The 15,544-nt window shown below is 71.2% G+C and carries 11 protein-coding genes; 5 read left to right on the top strand and 6 right to left on the bottom strand.

Annotated features, from left to right (window positions below):
- The first annotated feature begins 137 nt into the window (after nt 1-137).
- Together ACFPLC_RS39830 and ACFPLC_RS39825 are read left to right on the top strand one after the other, a co-directional pair.
- Nucleotides 138-1,529, top strand: coding sequence for an MFS transporter (locus tag ACFPLC_RS39830; protein WP_378206449.1), 1,392 nt, complete (start codon nt 138-140; stop codon nt 1,527-1,529).
- Nucleotides 1,526-3,115 (top strand): tannase/feruloyl esterase family alpha/beta hydrolase, encoded by a 1,590-nt coding sequence (locus ACFPLC_RS39825; protein ID WP_378206452.1) that lies wholly within the window; start codon nt 1,526-1,528, stop codon nt 3,113-3,115. The genes ACFPLC_RS39830 and ACFPLC_RS39825 overlap by 4 nt, the downstream gene beginning before the upstream one ends.
- A gap of 91 nt (nt 3,116-3,206) precedes the next feature.
- Here the strand turns inward: ACFPLC_RS39825 and ACFPLC_RS39820 are convergent, their stop codons facing one another.
- The 3 genes from ACFPLC_RS39820 to ACFPLC_RS39810 all read right to left on the bottom strand — a co-directional run bounded on the left by ACFPLC_RS39820 (nt 3,207) and on the right by ACFPLC_RS39810 (nt 8,870).
- Entirely contained in the window at nt 3,207-6,863 is a 3,657-nt protein-coding gene (locus tag ACFPLC_RS39820) for a glycoside hydrolase family 3 C-terminal domain-containing protein (RefSeq protein WP_378206455.1), read from the bottom strand.
- A 211-nt stretch (nt 6,864-7,074) separates the two neighbouring features.
- Complete coding sequence (locus tag ACFPLC_RS39815; RefSeq protein WP_378206457.1) at nt 7,075-7,197, bottom strand: hypothetical protein; 123 nt, start codon at nt 7,195-7,197, stop codon at nt 7,075-7,077.
- A complete protein-coding gene (locus ACFPLC_RS39810) occupies nt 7,182-8,870 on the bottom strand; it encodes a glycosyltransferase family 39 protein (protein ID WP_378206460.1) in 1,689 nt (562 codons plus the stop codon). The genes ACFPLC_RS39815 and ACFPLC_RS39810 overlap by 16 nt, the downstream gene beginning before the upstream one ends.
- Before the next feature lie 166 nt (nt 8,871-9,036).
- Here ACFPLC_RS39810 and ACFPLC_RS39805 point away from each other — a divergent pair, with 166 nt between their 5' ends.
- Nucleotides 9,037-10,422 carry a glycoside hydrolase family 10 protein gene (locus tag ACFPLC_RS39805; RefSeq protein WP_378206462.1) on the top strand — a complete coding sequence of 462 codons (1,386 nt, stop codon included), beginning with the start codon at nt 9,037-9,039 and terminating at the stop codon, nt 10,420-10,422.
- 86 nt (nt 10,423-10,508) lie between these two features.
- Here ACFPLC_RS39805 and ACFPLC_RS39800 read toward each other — a convergent pair whose 3' ends face one another.
- A complete protein-coding gene (locus ACFPLC_RS39800) occupies nt 10,509-11,660 on the bottom strand; it encodes an IS481 family transposase (RefSeq protein ID WP_378208296.1) in 1,152 nt (383 codons plus the stop codon).
- Nucleotides 11,661-11,838: 178 nt separating this feature from the next.
- On the bottom strand, nt 11,839-13,074 hold the full coding sequence (locus ACFPLC_RS39795; protein ID WP_378201164.1) for an MFS transporter: 1,236 nt from the start codon (nt 13,072-13,074) through the stop codon (nt 11,839-11,841).
- Between the two features lie 58 nt (nt 13,075-13,132).
- Here ACFPLC_RS39795 and ACFPLC_RS39790 point away from each other — a divergent pair, with 58 nt between their 5' ends.
- Nucleotides 13,133-13,672, top strand: a complete 540-nt coding sequence (locus ACFPLC_RS39790; RefSeq protein WP_378201167.1) for an ArsR/SmtB family transcription factor — start codon at nt 13,133-13,135, stop codon at nt 13,670-13,672.
- Between the two features lie 4 nt (nt 13,673-13,676).
- Here ACFPLC_RS39790 and ACFPLC_RS39785 read toward each other — a convergent pair whose 3' ends face one another.
- Nucleotides 13,677-14,636 (bottom strand): LysR family transcriptional regulator, encoded by a 960-nt coding sequence (locus ACFPLC_RS39785; RefSeq protein WP_378201170.1) that lies wholly within the window; start codon nt 14,634-14,636, stop codon nt 13,677-13,679.
- 107 nt (nt 14,637-14,743) lie between these two features.
- Here ACFPLC_RS39785 and ACFPLC_RS39780 point away from each other — a divergent pair, with 107 nt between their 5' ends.
- Nucleotides 14,744-15,544 (top strand): alpha/beta hydrolase, encoded by an 801-nt coding sequence (locus tag ACFPLC_RS39780; protein WP_378201173.1) that lies wholly within the window; start codon nt 14,744-14,746, stop codon nt 15,542-15,544.

The following is a 15,544-nucleotide window of genomic DNA, read 5'->3' as shown; positions in this document are numbered from 1 at the left end:
CTCCTCGGCATCGAGGTGGGCGAAAGACCCACCGTGGCGGCGGGAGGAGTGGGTGATCCACCCCTCATTCGGCAGCGTAACGCCGTCCTAACATCTCCGCCATCACTTGCCGGCGCTCCTCGACGAAGGCGGCACGCATGGCCATTCCGCTCACCCAGCCCGAAGGGCAGTCCGGCACCGCGGTGCCCGCGACGCCGCGCCGGGCCTTCCGCAAACTGCTCGCGGCCGGGCTGATCGGCAGCTCGATCGAGTGGTACGACTTCTTCCTCTACGGCACCGCGGCCGCGCTGGTGTTCCCCAAGGTGTTCTTCCCGCACGCCTCGGCGCTGACCGGGACCCTGCTGGCCTTCAGCACGTTCTGGGCCGGGTTCGTGGCCCGGCCGGTCGGCGGCGTGCTCGCCGGGCACCTCGGGGACAAGTACGGGCGCAAGCCGGTGGTCGTCGCCTGCCTGGCGCTGATGGGAGCGGCGACCTTCCTGATCGGTTGCCTGCCCAGCGCCGCGAGCGTCGGCGCGCTGGCCCCGACCCTGCTGGTGATCCTGCGGTTCGTCCAGGGCCTGGCGGCCGGCGGGCAGTGGGGTGGCATCGTCCTGCTGCTGACCGAATCGGCCAGTCCCAAGCGGCGTGGTTTCGCCGGGACCTTCGGGCAGACCAGCGTGCCGGTGGCCGTCGTCCTGTCGAACCTGATCTTCGTCGCGGCCAGCGGCCTGATGCCGGACGCGACCTTCCTGAGCTGGGGCTGGCGCATCCCGTTCCTGCTCAGCGTCGTGATGTTCGGCGTGGTGCTCTACATCCAGGCCAAGGTCGAGGACACGCCGGAGTTCCGGCGGCTCCAGGAAGCCGTGGCCGACACCGAAGGCCCGGTGGTCCGGGCGCCGCTCGCCCAGGTGCTGCGCAGCAAGTGGCGGACGATCCTGCTCGGCTGCGGCCTGCTGTCGGCGACCAACAGCCTGTTCTACGTCAGCATTTCCGGGCTGCTGAGCTACGGCACCGGCACGTTGAAGCTCCAGCGTGACGCGCTGCTCGCGGTGGTGCTGCTCAGTTCCGCGGCGATGCTCCTGACGATCCCGTGGTCCGGGCACCTTTCGGACAAGGTGGGCCGCCGCCCGCTGATCCTGATCGGCGGGCTGGGCGTGGCCGTCTGGGCGTTCCCGTACTTCGGGCTCGTCGGCACCGCGTCGCTGCCGCTGATCTTCGTCGCGGTGGCGGTGGGGTTCGTGTTCCAGTGCCTCACCTATGGCCCGATCGCGAGTTTCCTCGGCGAGCTCTTCGCGCCGAACGTCCGCTACTCGGGCGCGTCGCTGGCCTACCAGCTGTCCGCGATCATCGTCAGCGGCGGGACGCCGTTCCTGATGACCGCGCTGATCGCCGAGGCCGGGAGCACGTGGCCGGTCGCCGTCTACATCACGCTGATGGGGCTGATCACCTTCGCCAGCGCGTGGTTCCTGCCCGAGACGAACCCACCCGAGGTCCGGGCCGATCCGCAGGCCGTGCCGGGCGCGCACCTCCACCGGGAGGCGGCCCGATGAGGACGCTCGTGGTGGCGGCCGCCGTGCTCCTGGCGGCAAGTGTTCCCGGACCCGCTCTCGCCTCTCCGGCCACGCCGGACTGCGCCGGGCTCGCCGGGCTGCGGATCCCGGCGTCGGTCATCAGCCTGCCGACGAGCGGCGGCCTGGTCACGGCTTCCGTCGTGAGCGGGGAGTCCTGCCGGGTCGACGCCGACCTGTACCCGGTCGATCCGGCCGCGCCCGCCATCAAGCTGCGCGTCGCCCTGCCGAGTGCGTGGAACCACAAGGCGCTGATGTTCGGCGGCGGCGGGTTCAACGGGACCATCCCCGACGTGGCGGCGAACGTGCCCTTCGGCCCCGCCGACCGGCCGGCGCCGCTGGCCCGGGGGTACGCAACCTTCGCGAGCGACTCCGGCCACCAGCAGAACCCGGCGCGCCCGCCGTCCCTGGACGGCTCGTTCGGCGTCAACGACGAGGCCTTGCGGAACTTCGCCGCCGGCGACGCCTTGAAGAAGACGCGCGACGCGAGCCTGTTCCTCATCCGGCGCGCGTACGCGGCGACACCGGCCGAGGTCTTCTTCGCCGGCGGGTCGACAGGCGGCCGCGAGGCGCTGGTCGTCGCCCAGCGGTGGCCGACCGCGTTCGACGGCGTGATCTCCGCCTACCCGGCCTGGAACAACCTCGCCGAGATCCTGGACCTGGGCTATCTGACGCAGGTTCTGTCGCGTCCGGGGGCGTTCCCCGATCCGGCGAAGCAGACGCTGCTCTACGACAGCGTCATCAAGGCGTGCGACGGATCGGACGGTGTCGTCGACAAGGTCGTCTCGAACCCCGGCTGCCGCTTCGATCCGCGAGTGCTGCGCTGCCCGGGCGGGGCCGACACCGGCCCGGCCTGCCTGTCGGACGCCCAGATCGGGGCGGTGAAAGCGATGTCGTCGCCGTTCCGGTGGCCGTACCGGATCGCCAGCGGCGAAACGCAGTACCCCGGCTTCCCGTTCCTCTCCGGCGCGGACATGCGGACGCCGTTCCTCGGCTTCGGCACCACCGCCCCGGCCGACCCGATGCCGGTGACCAGCGGCTACGGCATGCAGTACTGGGACCAGTGGGTCAAGTACTTCCTGACCCGGGACCCGGGGCAGAACGCGCTGGACATCGATCCGCGGCACCCCGGCCGGTGGCTCGGCCGGATCAGCGCGCTGTCGCTGGTCGAGGACCGCAACAACGCGGACCTGCGCCCGTTCGCCCGCGCCGGCGGCAAGCTGATCCTGCTGCACGGCGCCGCGGACGAGCTGGTCTCGCCGTACTCGACGAGCGATTACTACGAGCGGGTGCGCAGCGTGGTGGGCCCGCACGCGACCGACGGGTTCCTGCGCTACTACGTCGTTCCCGGCGCCAACCACGCCAACTTCGGGACGCCGGCGTTCGCGGCGGGCTGGGACTCGCTCACCGCGCTGGAGAAGTGGGTCGGCACCGGGCGCGCGCCGGTGAACCAGGTCGTCACCGACCTGGCCCACCAGCGCACGCGGCCGCTGTGCGACTACCCGAGCTGGCCCCGGTACCGCTCGGGTGACCCGGACAGCGCCGCGAGCTTCGCCTGCGCCCGCTGACGACCACTTTCCCTGTGAAAGTGGCGCTTTGATGCCCCGGAAGCGGCACTTTCCCTACGAAAGTGCCGCTTCCGGCGCGCGGCTCCCTCGGTCAGCCGATGGCGACGGTGAAGATGTGCATCGCCGCCGTGCCCATGTTCGCGCCGTCGCTGACGTCGGGCAGGGTCAGGTACTGCACGGTCTTGCCCGGCTGCAGCGGGATCGGGGCGTAGTACAGGCTCACCCGCTGGTCCAGCCGCCCGTTGCTATTGTTGAGGTACGGCAGCGTGGTGAGGATGTCGCCGCCGGTGGCCGCGTTCGACCACCAGTCCGCGAAACTCACCGAGTGCGACTCGGTCGTGCCGTCCGTGTACGTCACCGTGGCCGTTCCGCTCGGGCTGCCGTAGTCACCCGCGCCGATCAGGCCCAGCGTCGTGCCGGAGCCGGAGAGCGCGATCGTCTGGCCGCCGGCCGAACTGCCGGCGACCACGTTGTCCGGCTCACCCGGCTTGGCGTCCGGCCAGGTGAACGTCAGCCCGTCGTGGGTGAACGTCGCTCCCGGCGTCAGGCTGGGCGTCGCCGCGGCCAGTGCCTGCGCGGAGAAGCTGGCGTTGCCGCCGTCGAAGTTGCCCGCGCCGGGCGTGGCGTCGTCGCTGATGCCCACGTTGTTGCGGGCCGCGGCCAGCGACGGGTACGGCGGGTGCGGCAGCAGCACGGTGGTCGCGTCGACCGACGTGCCCCGCCCGTTGGCCGACGTGAACGTCGCCTGCGCCGAGACGTCGAACTTGCCGGGTTGCGCCGAGGCCGGCACGCCGATCTCCCACGTCGTGCTCACCGTCTGCCCAGCGGGCACGGTGGCGAAGGTGGACGGCGAGGTGGCCTTCACGGTCCAGCCGGCCGGCACGCTCAGCGTCATGGCGACGTCACGCAGCGGCCGGGCGCCCGCCGGGTTGGGCAGAGTGGTCGTGGCGGTGTACGTCGTCCCCGCCTTGACCTGCGCCGGTGCGGTGAGGGTGAACGGCTGCTCCACGACGACCGGCGTGGTGCCGGTGACGCCGTCGACCGTGACGCTGATGGTCGCGACCCCGGGCGCCACCATGGTCACCTGGCCGTCGCGGTTCACCTGGGCCACGCGCGGATCGCTGCTGCGGTAGGCGATCCGAGCCTTCGCGAGGTCGACGAACGACTGGTCGTCGTGCACCGCTTCGACGATGTGGTCGGCGGGCACGTGCTGACCGGCCTGGGCGGTGTCGTCGGCGATCCACGGGTTCTTCGCGGTCAGGTCGAGGCGCTGGCCGGGCGCGAAGACGACCTGATCGGGTTGCACGGTCACGTACTTCGTCTTCGGCGTGAGGGCACCGGTGACGGCGACCGCGGCGGTGCCGGCGAGGTGCGCCGAGTCGGCGCCCACCCCGAACCGGTACTGGCCGGGATACACCACTTCGCGGCGCTTGCCCTCGTCCCAGAAGGACAGGTCGCTGATCCGCACCGGGATGGCCACGTGCTGGGTCTGGCCCGGGGCGAGCACCTTCGTCTTCTCGAAGCCGGCCAGCCGCTGCCGCGGCAGTTCGACACCGGGCACGCTGAACGCCGTGGCCGCGTACAGCTGGGCCACGGTGGCGCCCGGCGAGGTGCCGGTGTTGGTCACGTCGACGTGCACCGTCACCTGCCCGTTGGCGTTGACGGCCTTCGTGTCCGCGTGCACCCGGGAGTAGGTGAACTTCGAGTAGGAGAGGCCGTAGCCGAACGGGTAGGCCGGCGTGCCGGTGAAGTACTGGTACGTGCGGCCGAGACCGCCGGTCTGCGACGGCGTCAGCCCGTAGTTCTTCATCGCCGGCAGCTGCGAGTCGTCGGCGTACCAGGTGAAGTTCAGGTGCCCGCTCGGGTTCTGCTTGCCGAACAGCACGTCGGCCAGCGCGGTGCCCTGGCTTTCGCCGTTGTACGAGCTGAACACGATGCCCGGAATGCCTTCGGCGTGGCCGAGGGACACCGCGCCGCCCGCCTGGACGGCCAGCGCGGTCCGCGGGTTGCCGGCCGCCTTGACCTGGTCGATCAGCGAGTCGTAGTTGCCCGGCATGGCGATCGTGGTGCGGTCCCGGCCCTCGGTGGCCACGCTCCCGTCGGTGCCCGCGAACACCACGACCAGGTCGGCCGTCTTCATCGCGGCCAGCGTCTCGGCCGAGCAGCTCGCCGCCGTGGTCGTGCCGGTGGACGTGCCGCACGCGTCGAAGGTGACCGTGGCGTCCGGGCGGGCGGCCTTGACCGCGGACGTGATGCCCTGCACCGCGTTCACCTGGAGCGCCGGCTCACCGGAGTAGCCGCCGAGGGTGACCTTGTTCGCGAGATCGCCGACGACGACCACCTTGCCGAGCTTCGCCGGATCGGCGGGCAGCAGCGGGGCCTGGGTGCCCGCGACCGGGTCGTTCTTCAGCAGGACCAGCGAGTTCGCGGCGACCTTCGCGGCCAGCGCTTGGTGCTCGGCGCTCTGGATGACGTCCTTGGTGATCTTCGTGTACGCCACCCGGTCCGGCGGGTCGAACTCGCCGGTCTGCATCCGCGTGGTGAACACGTGCACCAGCGCGTTGTCGAGCACGCCCTCGGACAGCACCCCGGCCTTGATGGCTTCTTCGATGTTGGCCACGGTGGCTTCCGTGCCGGTGCAGTTGAGCTGAGTGCCCGCCCGCAGCGCGTACGCCTGGCCGCCGGCGGCGCCGGAGACCTGCTGCCCGGTCGTGGTGTTCGTCCACCGCGTTCCGCCGTTGGCGGTGGCCGTGGTCCAGCCCGGCGGCGCCCAGTTGTGGCTGCCGGGCGCGTAGACGTCGCCGACCGCGCCGCAGTCGGACGTGGAGTAGCCGTCGAACCCGTAGGTGCGCTGGGCGATGGCGTTCGCGGTGTAGGTGTCGGCCGGTGACGGCGTGCCGTTGATCGCGTTGTACGAGGTCATCAGGCCGGCCACGTGCGCGTCCTGGATCAGGTGCCGGAACTGCCGGGTGTAGTAGTCGCGGATGTTGGCCTCGGTCGTGTCCGAGGAGTCCGCGTGCCGGTCGTTCTCGACGTCGTTGAGCGCGTAGTGCTTGGCGGTGGCCGCGACCTTGAGGTACGGGGTCGTCGGCCGGCCGGAGGCGGTCTGGCCCTGGTAGCCGTTGACGAACGCGCCGGCCATCTTCGCGACCAGGAACGGGTCCTCGCCGAAGCCTTCGTCGGTGCGGCCCCACCGGGGATCGCGGTCGAGGTTCACCGTCGGCGCCCAGTAGGTCAGGGAGCCGTAGTTGTTCTTGTCGGGACCGATGTTGTTCTGCGCGACGCCCCACAGCGACTTGTCCAGCATGCCGCGGGCCTCGTCGGAGATCGCCGTGGTCTCCTGGTGGATCAGCTCCGGGTCCCAGGACATGGTGCTCGCGAGGTTCGTCGGGAAGCTCGTGGCGTGCACGCCGCCGGTCGCCGGGCCGTCGTCGGTGTTCGCGCCGAGCGTGTTGAGCCCGTGCTGGCCCTCGCTCCAGTACGTGTACTGCTGCACGCCGAGCCGCGGGATGGCGGGCGCGCTGTTGGTGCGCAGCTGCAGCACCTTCTCGGGCAGCGTCATGCGGGCGACGAGGTCGGCGGCCCGCTCGGCGAAGCTGTAGTGGGTGTCGCGGTAGACCGGCAGCGTGGCCGCCTGGGCGGGAGCCGCCGACGCGGCCGGGACGAGCGTGGCCGCGGTGACCGTGACGGCGAGCAGGGGAGCGGCGGTCAGCCGTACCCGTCGCCGTCCGGGGAAGCGCAAGGACATCGGATCTCCGTTGCAGAAGGTCGATGGGCTGGGTGCTCCGGTGCGTTGCCGGGCGCGGGGAACCGCCGGTGCACGGGCTGGTCCGTCACCATCGTTCGGAAGGGTTCCGGTTCTGGCAAGCCATCCACCACCGCTGCGGCGTCGCCGCTGGCCGGAGCCCGGCGGCGGCTGAAAATTTCACCGCACACCGCCGCCGGGGGAGGCCGATGCCCTAGCGAAGGTTCCAGTACAGGACGTCGGGAACCACGATCAGCAGCGCCACCGCGAGCCAGTAGCGGCCCCGCTTCAGCTCCGGTGCGCGGAAGGCGAACAAGGCGTTCAGGCCGAAGGCCACCAGCGGTGCCTGGTTGACGGGCGGCGTCCGATCGTGATGGAGTGGCCGACCTCGTCGATCGGCGTGGTCGTGCGCAGCAGCTCCGCGAGCCGGCCGTCCGCCTTGGCGATCGCCGAATCCGAAACCACCAGCAGTCCGTGCACCGCGTCCGGCGGGACGGCCAGCGGGTCGGCCGCGTCGATACCGTAAAACGACGGCACCCCGCTGCCCTTGTACACCAGCCACACCCGCTCACCCGGGTAGTGCTGCCGCAGGCGGTCCGCCAGCCGGCCCAGGTCCTGGCCCCAGTCGACGTTCGAGTCGTGCAGCTGCCGGTGGGTCTGCTCCGGGCCGCCGAACGCCTCGTTCGAATACGGGAGGTAGTACGGGAAGGTCCGCAGCGAGCTGACCGCCGTGAACGCGATCAGGGCCACCACGGCGACCGGCGCCCACCGGCGGCGGACGGCGACCACCCCCGCGGCCGCGATCGCCAGGAACATCGGCACGAAAAGCGCGTACCGGACACCCAGGTCGCGGCTGCCGGTCATGGCCACGGCCAGCAGCACGGCGGCGGGGAGGAGCACGTAGGGGACCGCCGGGCGCAGCCGGGGCACCGCCACGAGCGCGACGACGCCCGCCACCCAGAGGGCCAGCGTGCCCAGCGGCGTCTTCACCAGCAGCGCCGCCGGGAGGTAGTACCACAGCGCACCGACGTGCACGCCGCCGAACAGGAACGTGGTCCACACCTGGTCTTCGAAGCCGAACTGGACGCGCATGCCGTCGAGGTACGGCTCGGGCAGCGGCAGCAGGCCGGCGAGCGCGCGCACCCCTTCGGCCGGCGGCAGGCCGGACGGCGGTGCCCAGCGCAGCCGCGGATCGACGACCAGGTACGAAATCCACACCACGGCGACGGCGACCAGCGCGACACCGGCGGCCGCCGCCACACCGGTTCCGAGGCGCCGGAATGTCCGCAGTGGACGGTAGGCGTGCCGGACGGACAGGACAACCAGAACCAGCGCCACCGGAACCGCGGCCAGCGCGCTCATCTTCGTGGCCACGGCCGCGCCCAAGGCCAGTCCCGCGAACGGCAGGTAGCGGCCCGGACGCTCACGGGCCCGCCACAGCAGCCAGGCCGACGTCACCAGGAAACCGGCCACCGGCACGTCGAGGGTGGCCAGCGATCCATGTGCGATGAGATCGGGGGAAAGCGCATACAGGGCCAGCGCCACCACGCCGCCGGCCGGCCCGGCCAGATCGCGGGCGAAGGCGAAGACGACCAGGCCGAACAGCAGCGTCAGCACGATCACCGGCAGCCGCGCCAGGAGCAGCAGCCGGCCCGGGTCGTGGCCCGATTCGTACAGCACGTACCGGCCGAGCCGGGCCTGGTCGCCGGCGAAACCGGCGTCGACGGGCACATCCGCGAAGGCGAGCCCGGTGGCGATGAGCAGCTTGCCCAGCGGTGGGTGCTCGGGGTTGTACCGCAGGCTGTGGTGCTCCAGCGAGAAGATCGCCGCGCCGACGTAGACCGGTTCGTCGATGGTCGGGGTCTGCTCGACGGCCGTCGTGACCATCGCGATCGCCATCTCGGCGAGCAGCGCGACCACGGCGAAGGCGAGCAGCCACCGCCGCCACCGGCCCGGCGGCCGGGCGCCGTCCGGGGGCGGCACGTCCTCCCGGATCGCTTCGATGATCACCCCCTGGGGACGTCCGGCGGCGGCGGGGGTTGGCCGCGGGTAATTTCCACCGGTTCGGCCAGACGGGGGCGCGCCGATTCGAAAGTCGTTCGAAACTTTTTGCGCGGTGCTCCGGCGGCGTGTTGTCCTGCTGACACGGGGGAACTTTCACGAAGGAGACCACGGAATGGCGGAAAGTTCGTCGGACCTGCGCCGCAGGCGCTGGTGGCGGTCGGCGACCACTCGAGTGCTGGCCGGCGTGGCCAGTGTGGCCGCGACCGCAACCGTTCTGGTGACGGCGCCCGGCGCCGACGCCGCGGCCAGTACGCTGGGCGCCGCGGCCGCGCAGTCCGGCCGGTACTTCGGCACGGCGATCGCCGCCGGGCGGCTCAGCAACTCGGCCTACACCACGATCGCGGCGCGCGAGTTCAACATGGTGACGCCCGAGAACGAGATGAAGCCGGACGCGACCGAGCCCAACCAGAACCAGTTCAACTTCTCGGCGGGCGACCAGATCTACAACTGGGCGGTCAGCCACGGCTCGAAGGTGCGCGGGCACACCCTCGCCTGGCACGCGCAGCAACCGGGCTGGATGCAGAACATGGGCGGCAGCAGCCTCCGCAACGCGATGATCAACCACATCCAGAAGGTGATGGCCCACTACCAGGGCAAACTCGCCTACTGGGACGTCGTCAACGAAGCTTTCAACGAAGACGGCAGCCGGCGGCAGTCCAACCTGCAGAGCACCGGCAACGACTGGATCGAGGTCGCGTTCCGGACCGCGCGCGCGGCCGACCCGTCGACCAAGCTCTGCTACAACGACTACAACATCGACAACTGGAGCTACGGCAAGACCCAGGGCGTCTACCGGATGGTCCAGGACTTCAAGTCCCGCGGCGTGCCGATCGACTGCGTCGGCCTGCAGGCCCACTTCACCGGCGGCAGCTCGGTGCCGGGCAACTTCCAGCAGACGATCTCCAGCTTCGCGGCGCTCGGCGTCGACGTGGCGCTGACCGAGGTCGACGTCACGAACGCGAACACCTCGCAGTACTCGGCGCTGACCCAGGCGTGCATGAACGTCGCGCGCTGCGTCGGCATCACGGTGTGGGGCGTGCGGGACAGCGATTCCTGGCGCTCGTCCGAAAGCCCGCTGCTGTTCGACGGCAACGGCAACAAGAAGGCCGCCTACAGCTCGGTGCTGAACGCCCTCAACGCCGCCGGCCCCGGCCCGACCACGACCCCCACCACACCCACGACCACCCCGACCGACACCACGACCCCGACGACCACGCCCACGACACCGGGCGGGGGCGGGTGCACCGCAACGCTTTCGGCCGGGCAGTCCTGGGGTGACCGGTACAACCTCAACGTCTCGGTCAGCGGCTCGTCGTCGTGGACGGTCACGATGAACGTGCCCAGCCCCGCGCGGATCAGCGCCACCTGGAACATCAACGCCAGCTGGCCCAGCAGCCAGGTGCTGATCGCCAAGCCGAACGGCAGCGGCGACAACTGGGGCGTCACCATCATGGCGAACGGGAACTGGAACTGGCCCAGCGTCAGCTGCAGCACCTGACGCCCGTGGTGCCCTGACCCGCTCGTGAGTGGTAAGGAGGGTTCTAACCCTCTGTGCTGTCTCAGGACCTCACGGACAGATGTGTCTCAGGACTTTCCGGACAGTGTGTGGTTGGTGAGGCGTTGGTAGCGTACCGAGCGGTCTAGTGTGAGCTGGCGGGTGACGGTGTCGCCGATCATGACGGTGACGCGGTCGCCTTGCCAGTAGACGCTGGCGGTGCGTCCGGCCCAGGTGCGTCCCAGGATGATGGAGCAGCCGGAGAACGCGATCACGCCGGTGGCCGAGACCGGTCGGGTGGTCACGCCGCTGGGTCGGTGTGGGCCGGTGGTGGGGATGGCGTTCGGTCGGGCGTCGTAGCGCTGCTGGGGTGTGTCGCCGTTGAGGCTTTGGTGGCGGCGGTGGTTGTAGATCTGTCGGTACTCATCGAGCAGGTCCTGCAGTTCGGTGAGGGTGCTGGCGGGTGGGCGGGCGGCGAGCCATTTCTGCAGGGTCTGGTGGGCGCGTTCGTTCTTTCCGCAGGTCTGGGGGTGGTGCGGGGTGGCAGCGATGGTGGTGACCCCGAGCGCGGCGAGCCGGCGTTCCAGTTCGACCATCCACCCGCGGTGGCGGCCGGTGAAGGCCAGGCCGTTGTCGGACAGGATTCTGACCGGCAGGCCGTAGCCGGCGAACGCTCGTTGCAGGGCGGCCCAGGTGCCGGCGGTGGTTTCACCGGCTGCGGCGTAGGTGCCGACGTCGAGGCGGGAGTGGTCGTCCAGGATCTGGATGATGCAGACGGTGGTGCCGTCGGCGAGGTGGTGTTCCATGCCGTCGATCTGCCAGCAGCCGTTGGGGTCGGCGTAGCTGAACCGCCGCCGGGTCTTGGGGCGTTTGCGTGGCTGGGCCACGATCTGGCCTCGTTCGCGCAGGATCCGGTAGATCGACACCCGGGAAGGCAGGGGGTGGAACCCGGCGTCCTGCAGCCGCCAGCGGATCGAGATCGGCCCGTTGTCCAAGCCTGCCTCGGCCAGCTGCTTGCGGGCCCGCAGCACCGCCTCGACCACCTCCAGCGCGAGCGCGGTGGGGTGATGGTGCGGGGCGGTGCTGCGGCGGGTGAACCCGTCGGCGCCCTCGGCCCGGAACCGGGTCACATACCGGTAGAAGGTGTCCCGGGACAGTCCGTGCTCGCGGCAGAACACCGCGACGTTGATCTTCTCCCCGCCCGCGGCCCGAGCGACCGCGGCGACGAACTCAGGATCCATCGCAAACCCTGCTCTGCCCATCGCCGCATGATCGGTACAACCCACCCGATCACGACACCGACAGGCCGGTCAGTGTCCGTGAGGTCCTGAGACATCAACTGTCCGACAACTCCTGAAACTCAACAGAGGGTTCTAACCCTCCTTACCACTCACGAGGGGCAGCCGGCGGCGGCGACGGCTAGACGGGGCTGTCCGCGGCGGCGCGTTCCGCTTCGGCCACCGCCGCGGCGGTCACCTTCGTCGCGCCGAAAACGGTCGACATGGCCAGCAGGCTCATCACCGCGAACACCGTCGGCAACCCGAAGCCCTGGGCGAGCAGCCCGCCCGCGAGCGCGCCCAGGGGCCGCGTGCCGTAGGCCACCAGGCGGTGGGAACTGTTGGTGCGCCCCAGAAGCCGGTCCGGCGTGATCCGCTGGCGCAGCGAGACCGTCGTGACGTTGGAGACGATGAGGCCGACACCGCCGGCGAAGAAGGCGGCGCCGATCAGCACCGGGTCGGTGGTCAACGCCGGCGCACCCAGCGACGCGGCGCCGAGGAAGAAGGCCAGGCCGATGGCGCGAGCCGGGCCCAGGACGCGCTCGGCCGGCTCGGCGAAGAAGGACCCGGCGAGGCAGCCCGCGGCGATGAGACTGAGCAGCCAGCCGTAGGCCGCCTCCGACAGCCCCATCGCCGAGCCGGGGCCCACCGCGTACAGCACGAGGACGGCCATGATCGCGCTGCTGGCGAAGTTGAAGACCCCCGTCATCACGGTGAACGTGCGCAGGACGCGGGTGCGCCACACGAACCGCAGCCCCTCGGCGATCTCCGTACGCAGGTGCGGGCGCCGATCGGGGGTCGCCGCCCGGAACGAGCCGCGGACGGACAGGAGGACGGCGACCGCTGCCACCCACAGGACGATCGGCGTCGCCAGCGACAGTGCCGCCGCGGCGGCGACCAGCAGGCCCGCCGCCGGGGGACCGGCGAGTTCCAGCGCCGTCGTCTCGGCCGCGTACAGCCGGCTGTTCGCTCTCGGCAGCTTGTCGCGCCCGACCAGCTGCGGCACGATCGCCTGTGACGCGGTGTCGTAGCACGTTTCCGCGATGCCGGTGCCGAGCGCGGCGACGTACAGCAGCCAGATCGAGCCGGCGTCGAGCAGGACGGCCACCAGCAGCCCGGTGAGCAGGGTGGCGCGGGCGGCGTTCGCGAGCAGCATCAGCGAGCGGCGGTCCCGGCGGTCGGCGATCGCACCCGCCGGCAACGCGAAGACCAGCCACGGCATCGTGAACGCGAGCGTCAGCCCGGCGACCAGGGGCGGCGATCGCGTGTAGCCGATCGCCAGCAGCGGCAGGGCGAACTTGAGGATCCCGTCCGCGAAGTTGGACAGCGTGGCCGACGTCCACAGCCGCCAGTACTTCCCGCCGAGCGGTGTCCCCATTGGTGGAGGATTCCACATCGATGGAGAAAAGTCCATCGCGGTGGGCTAACCTTCGCTCATGGCTGAACCCGCAGATGCTTCCTCGTCGATGCCGCGGCGCGAGGCCACGGTCAGCGAGGCCAAGGCCCTGGCGCACCCGCTGCGGCTGCGCATCCTGCGGCTGTGCTGGCAGGGCGAGCTGACCAACAAGCAGCTCGCCGACCGGCTGGGGCGCGACCCGGGGACCGTGCTGTACCACGTGCGCCAGCTGATCGAGGCGGGCCTGCTCGAGCCGGCGCCCGTCCGCACCGGCGAAAGCGGCGCCCTTGAGAAGCCCTACCGCGCGAAGGCACGGTCGTGGTGGCTGGACGACCCGCCGAACACCGAGTTCGACGCCGCCTTGGCGCCCATCGAAGCCGTCCAGGACGAGCTGCGGGCGGCGGGCCCCGACTCCGTGCGCCTCTTCCTCCGCTTCGCCGTCCACCTGTCCGCCGAGGACGCGGCGGAGCTGGAACGCGGGATCCTCGCGCTCGTCGAGCGGTACGTCTCGACCGACGACGAGCGGGCCGCCGAACCCGCCCACGGCGGGATGATCGTGCTGCACCGCCTGGCGGAGTAGTCCCTCACACGACGGCGAGGTCCTCCGGCGGCGCCCACAGCGGTACCCCGTCCGCCCGTTCGGGGTGCAGCCAGTGCTGCCGTGCGGCGACCTCCAGGGCCACGTCCAGGAACGCCCGCACGCTGTCCGGCTGCTCGCCCTCCCGCCACGCCAGCGACCACGGGTACACCGGCTGCAGCTCCAGCGGCCGGTACGCCGGAATCCCGAGCTCGGCGTACCGCCGGGCGTAGCTGGCGAACTCCAGCAGGTAAGCGCTGTCCGTGGCCCGGGCGAGGGCGGCGTGGCACGTGTCGAACGTGCCCGGGTTGCCCAGCCAGCGCAGGGCCAGGCCGGTGTGCTGCTCCAGCGAACTCAGGTACCGGCCGTGGACGTTGTAGAGCGCCGTGCCGGGTGCGTCGGCGAAGACCTCGAGCGGCCGCTCGTGCACCGACACCGCCGGGCGGCGCGGATCGCCCGGGCGCCCGACGAGGCAGAACGGCTCCAGCCGCAGCAGCTCGTGCCGCCAGCCCGCGGGGTTCGCCGCCTTCAGCGCGCTCGTGACGCGGATGATCGCGACGTCCAGGTGGTCCTCGAGCAGCGCGGTGAGCTGGCGGGCGCTGTCCATCTGGCTCTGGACGAGCCGGATGCCGGGGTGCGCGGTGTGGAACGCGTCCGCGACCACCCGGCTCGTGTCCAGCTCGAAGATGTGGGCGATCCGCACGTGGTGCGGGGTGGGTTCGCGCAGCATCAGGTCCGCGGTCGCCAGCAGCTGCCGGGCCAGGTGCAGGAACCGGTCGCCGCGCGGGGTCAGGGCCACGTGGCGGCTGTCGCGGACGAGCAGCGCGCCGCCGACGTCGGTTTCGAGCTTGCGGATCTGCTTCGACAGCGCGGGCTGGCTGATGAAGAGCTTGGCCGCCGCGCGGCCGAAGTGCAGTTCGTCGGCGACGGTGACGAAGTACCGCACCAGCCGGAGGTCGAGGTCCACGCCGACGATGCCACCACGGCTATCGATCCGGGCGCAACAGGTCTTGGACGCGGTGGCCGCCCGTCGGGTTGGCTTCGGGGGCAACCGGGACGAAACTGGAGGATCCGATGGCCGGACCGGGCACCCCCGTCGTGTTCATCCACGGGCTGTGGCTGCACGCCACGTCGTGGACACCCTGGGTCGACCACTTCCGGGCGGCCGGGTACGCGCCCGTCGCGCCCGGCTGGCCGCACGAGCCGGAAACCGTCGAACTGGCCCGGGCGAACCCGGACGCCGTCGCGGACATCGGCATCGACGACGCCACCGAGCACTTCGCCTCGATCGTCGCCGGTCTCGAGCGGCCGCCGGTGCTCATCGGGCACTCCTTCGGCGGCCTGATCACCGAAAAGCTGCTGGGACAGGGGATCGGGCTCGCCGGCGTCGCCATCGACCCCGCGCAGATCAAAGGCGTCCTGCCGCTGCCGCTGGCCCAGCTGCGCGCGGGCCTGCCTGCACTGGGCAACCCGGCGAACCTCCACCGCGCGGTGTCGCTGACCGAAAAGGAGTTCCGGTTCGGCTTCGGCAACGCCCTGACCGACGAGGAATCGGCGGAGCTGTACCGGCGCTGGACGGTCCCGTCGCCGGCCCGGCCGCTGTTCCAGGCCGCGGCCGCGAACTTCGTCCTGCACTCCCAGGCCGCGGTGGACACCCACCGGGCGGACCGTGGCCCGCTCCTGCTGATCTCCGGCACGGCGGACCACACCGTCCCGGACGTCGTCACCCGCTCGACCTTCAAGCAGTACCGGGATTCCACGGCGGTCACCGAGCTGAAGCAGTTCGAGGGCCGCGGCCACTCGCTCACCATCGACGGCGGCTGGCGCGAGGTCGCCGACGCCGTGCTCGCCTGGCTGCGCGAGCAGGGGATCTGA

This window comes from Amycolatopsis plumensis, assembly GCF_042652605.1.
In the GTDB taxonomy this organism is placed as follows: domain Bacteria; phylum Actinomycetota; class Actinomycetes; order Mycobacteriales; family Pseudonocardiaceae; genus Amycolatopsis; species Amycolatopsis plumensis.
The sequence above is the reverse complement of the archived record's forward strand: the minus strand, read 5'-3'. Positions and strand labels throughout refer to the sequence as shown.

Bases quoted from the DNA above. Each gene is read 5' to 3' on its own strand.
- ACFPLC_RS39800 (WP_378208296.1), bottom strand. From the start codon at position 11,660: ATGGATCCTGAGTTCGTCGCCGCGGTCGCTCGGGCCGCGGGCGGGGAG.
- ACFPLC_RS39820 (WP_378206455.1), bottom strand. From the start codon at position 6,863: ATGTCCTTGCGCTTCCCCGGACGGCGACGGGTACGGCTGACCGCCGCT.
- ACFPLC_RS39805 (WP_378206462.1), top strand. From the start codon at position 9,037: ATGGCGGAAAGTTCGTCGGACCTGCGCCGCAGGCGCTGGTGGCGGTCG.
- ACFPLC_RS39790 (WP_378201167.1), top strand. From the start codon at position 13,133: ATGGCTGAACCCGCAGATGCTTCCTCGTCGATGCCGCGGCGCGAGGCC.
- ACFPLC_RS39780 (WP_378201173.1), top strand. From the start codon at position 14,744: ATGGCCGGACCGGGCACCCCCGTCGTGTTCATCCACGGGCTGTGGCTG.
- ACFPLC_RS39825 (WP_378206452.1), top strand. From the start codon at position 1,526: ATGAGGACGCTCGTGGTGGCGGCCGCCGTGCTCCTGGCGGCAAGTGTT.
- ACFPLC_RS39830 (WP_378206449.1), top strand. From the start codon at position 138: ATGGCCATTCCGCTCACCCAGCCCGAAGGGCAGTCCGGCACCGCGGTG.
- ACFPLC_RS39795 (WP_378201164.1), bottom strand. From the start codon at position 13,074: ATGGGGACACCGCTCGGCGGGAAGTACTGGCGGCTGTGGACGTCGGCC.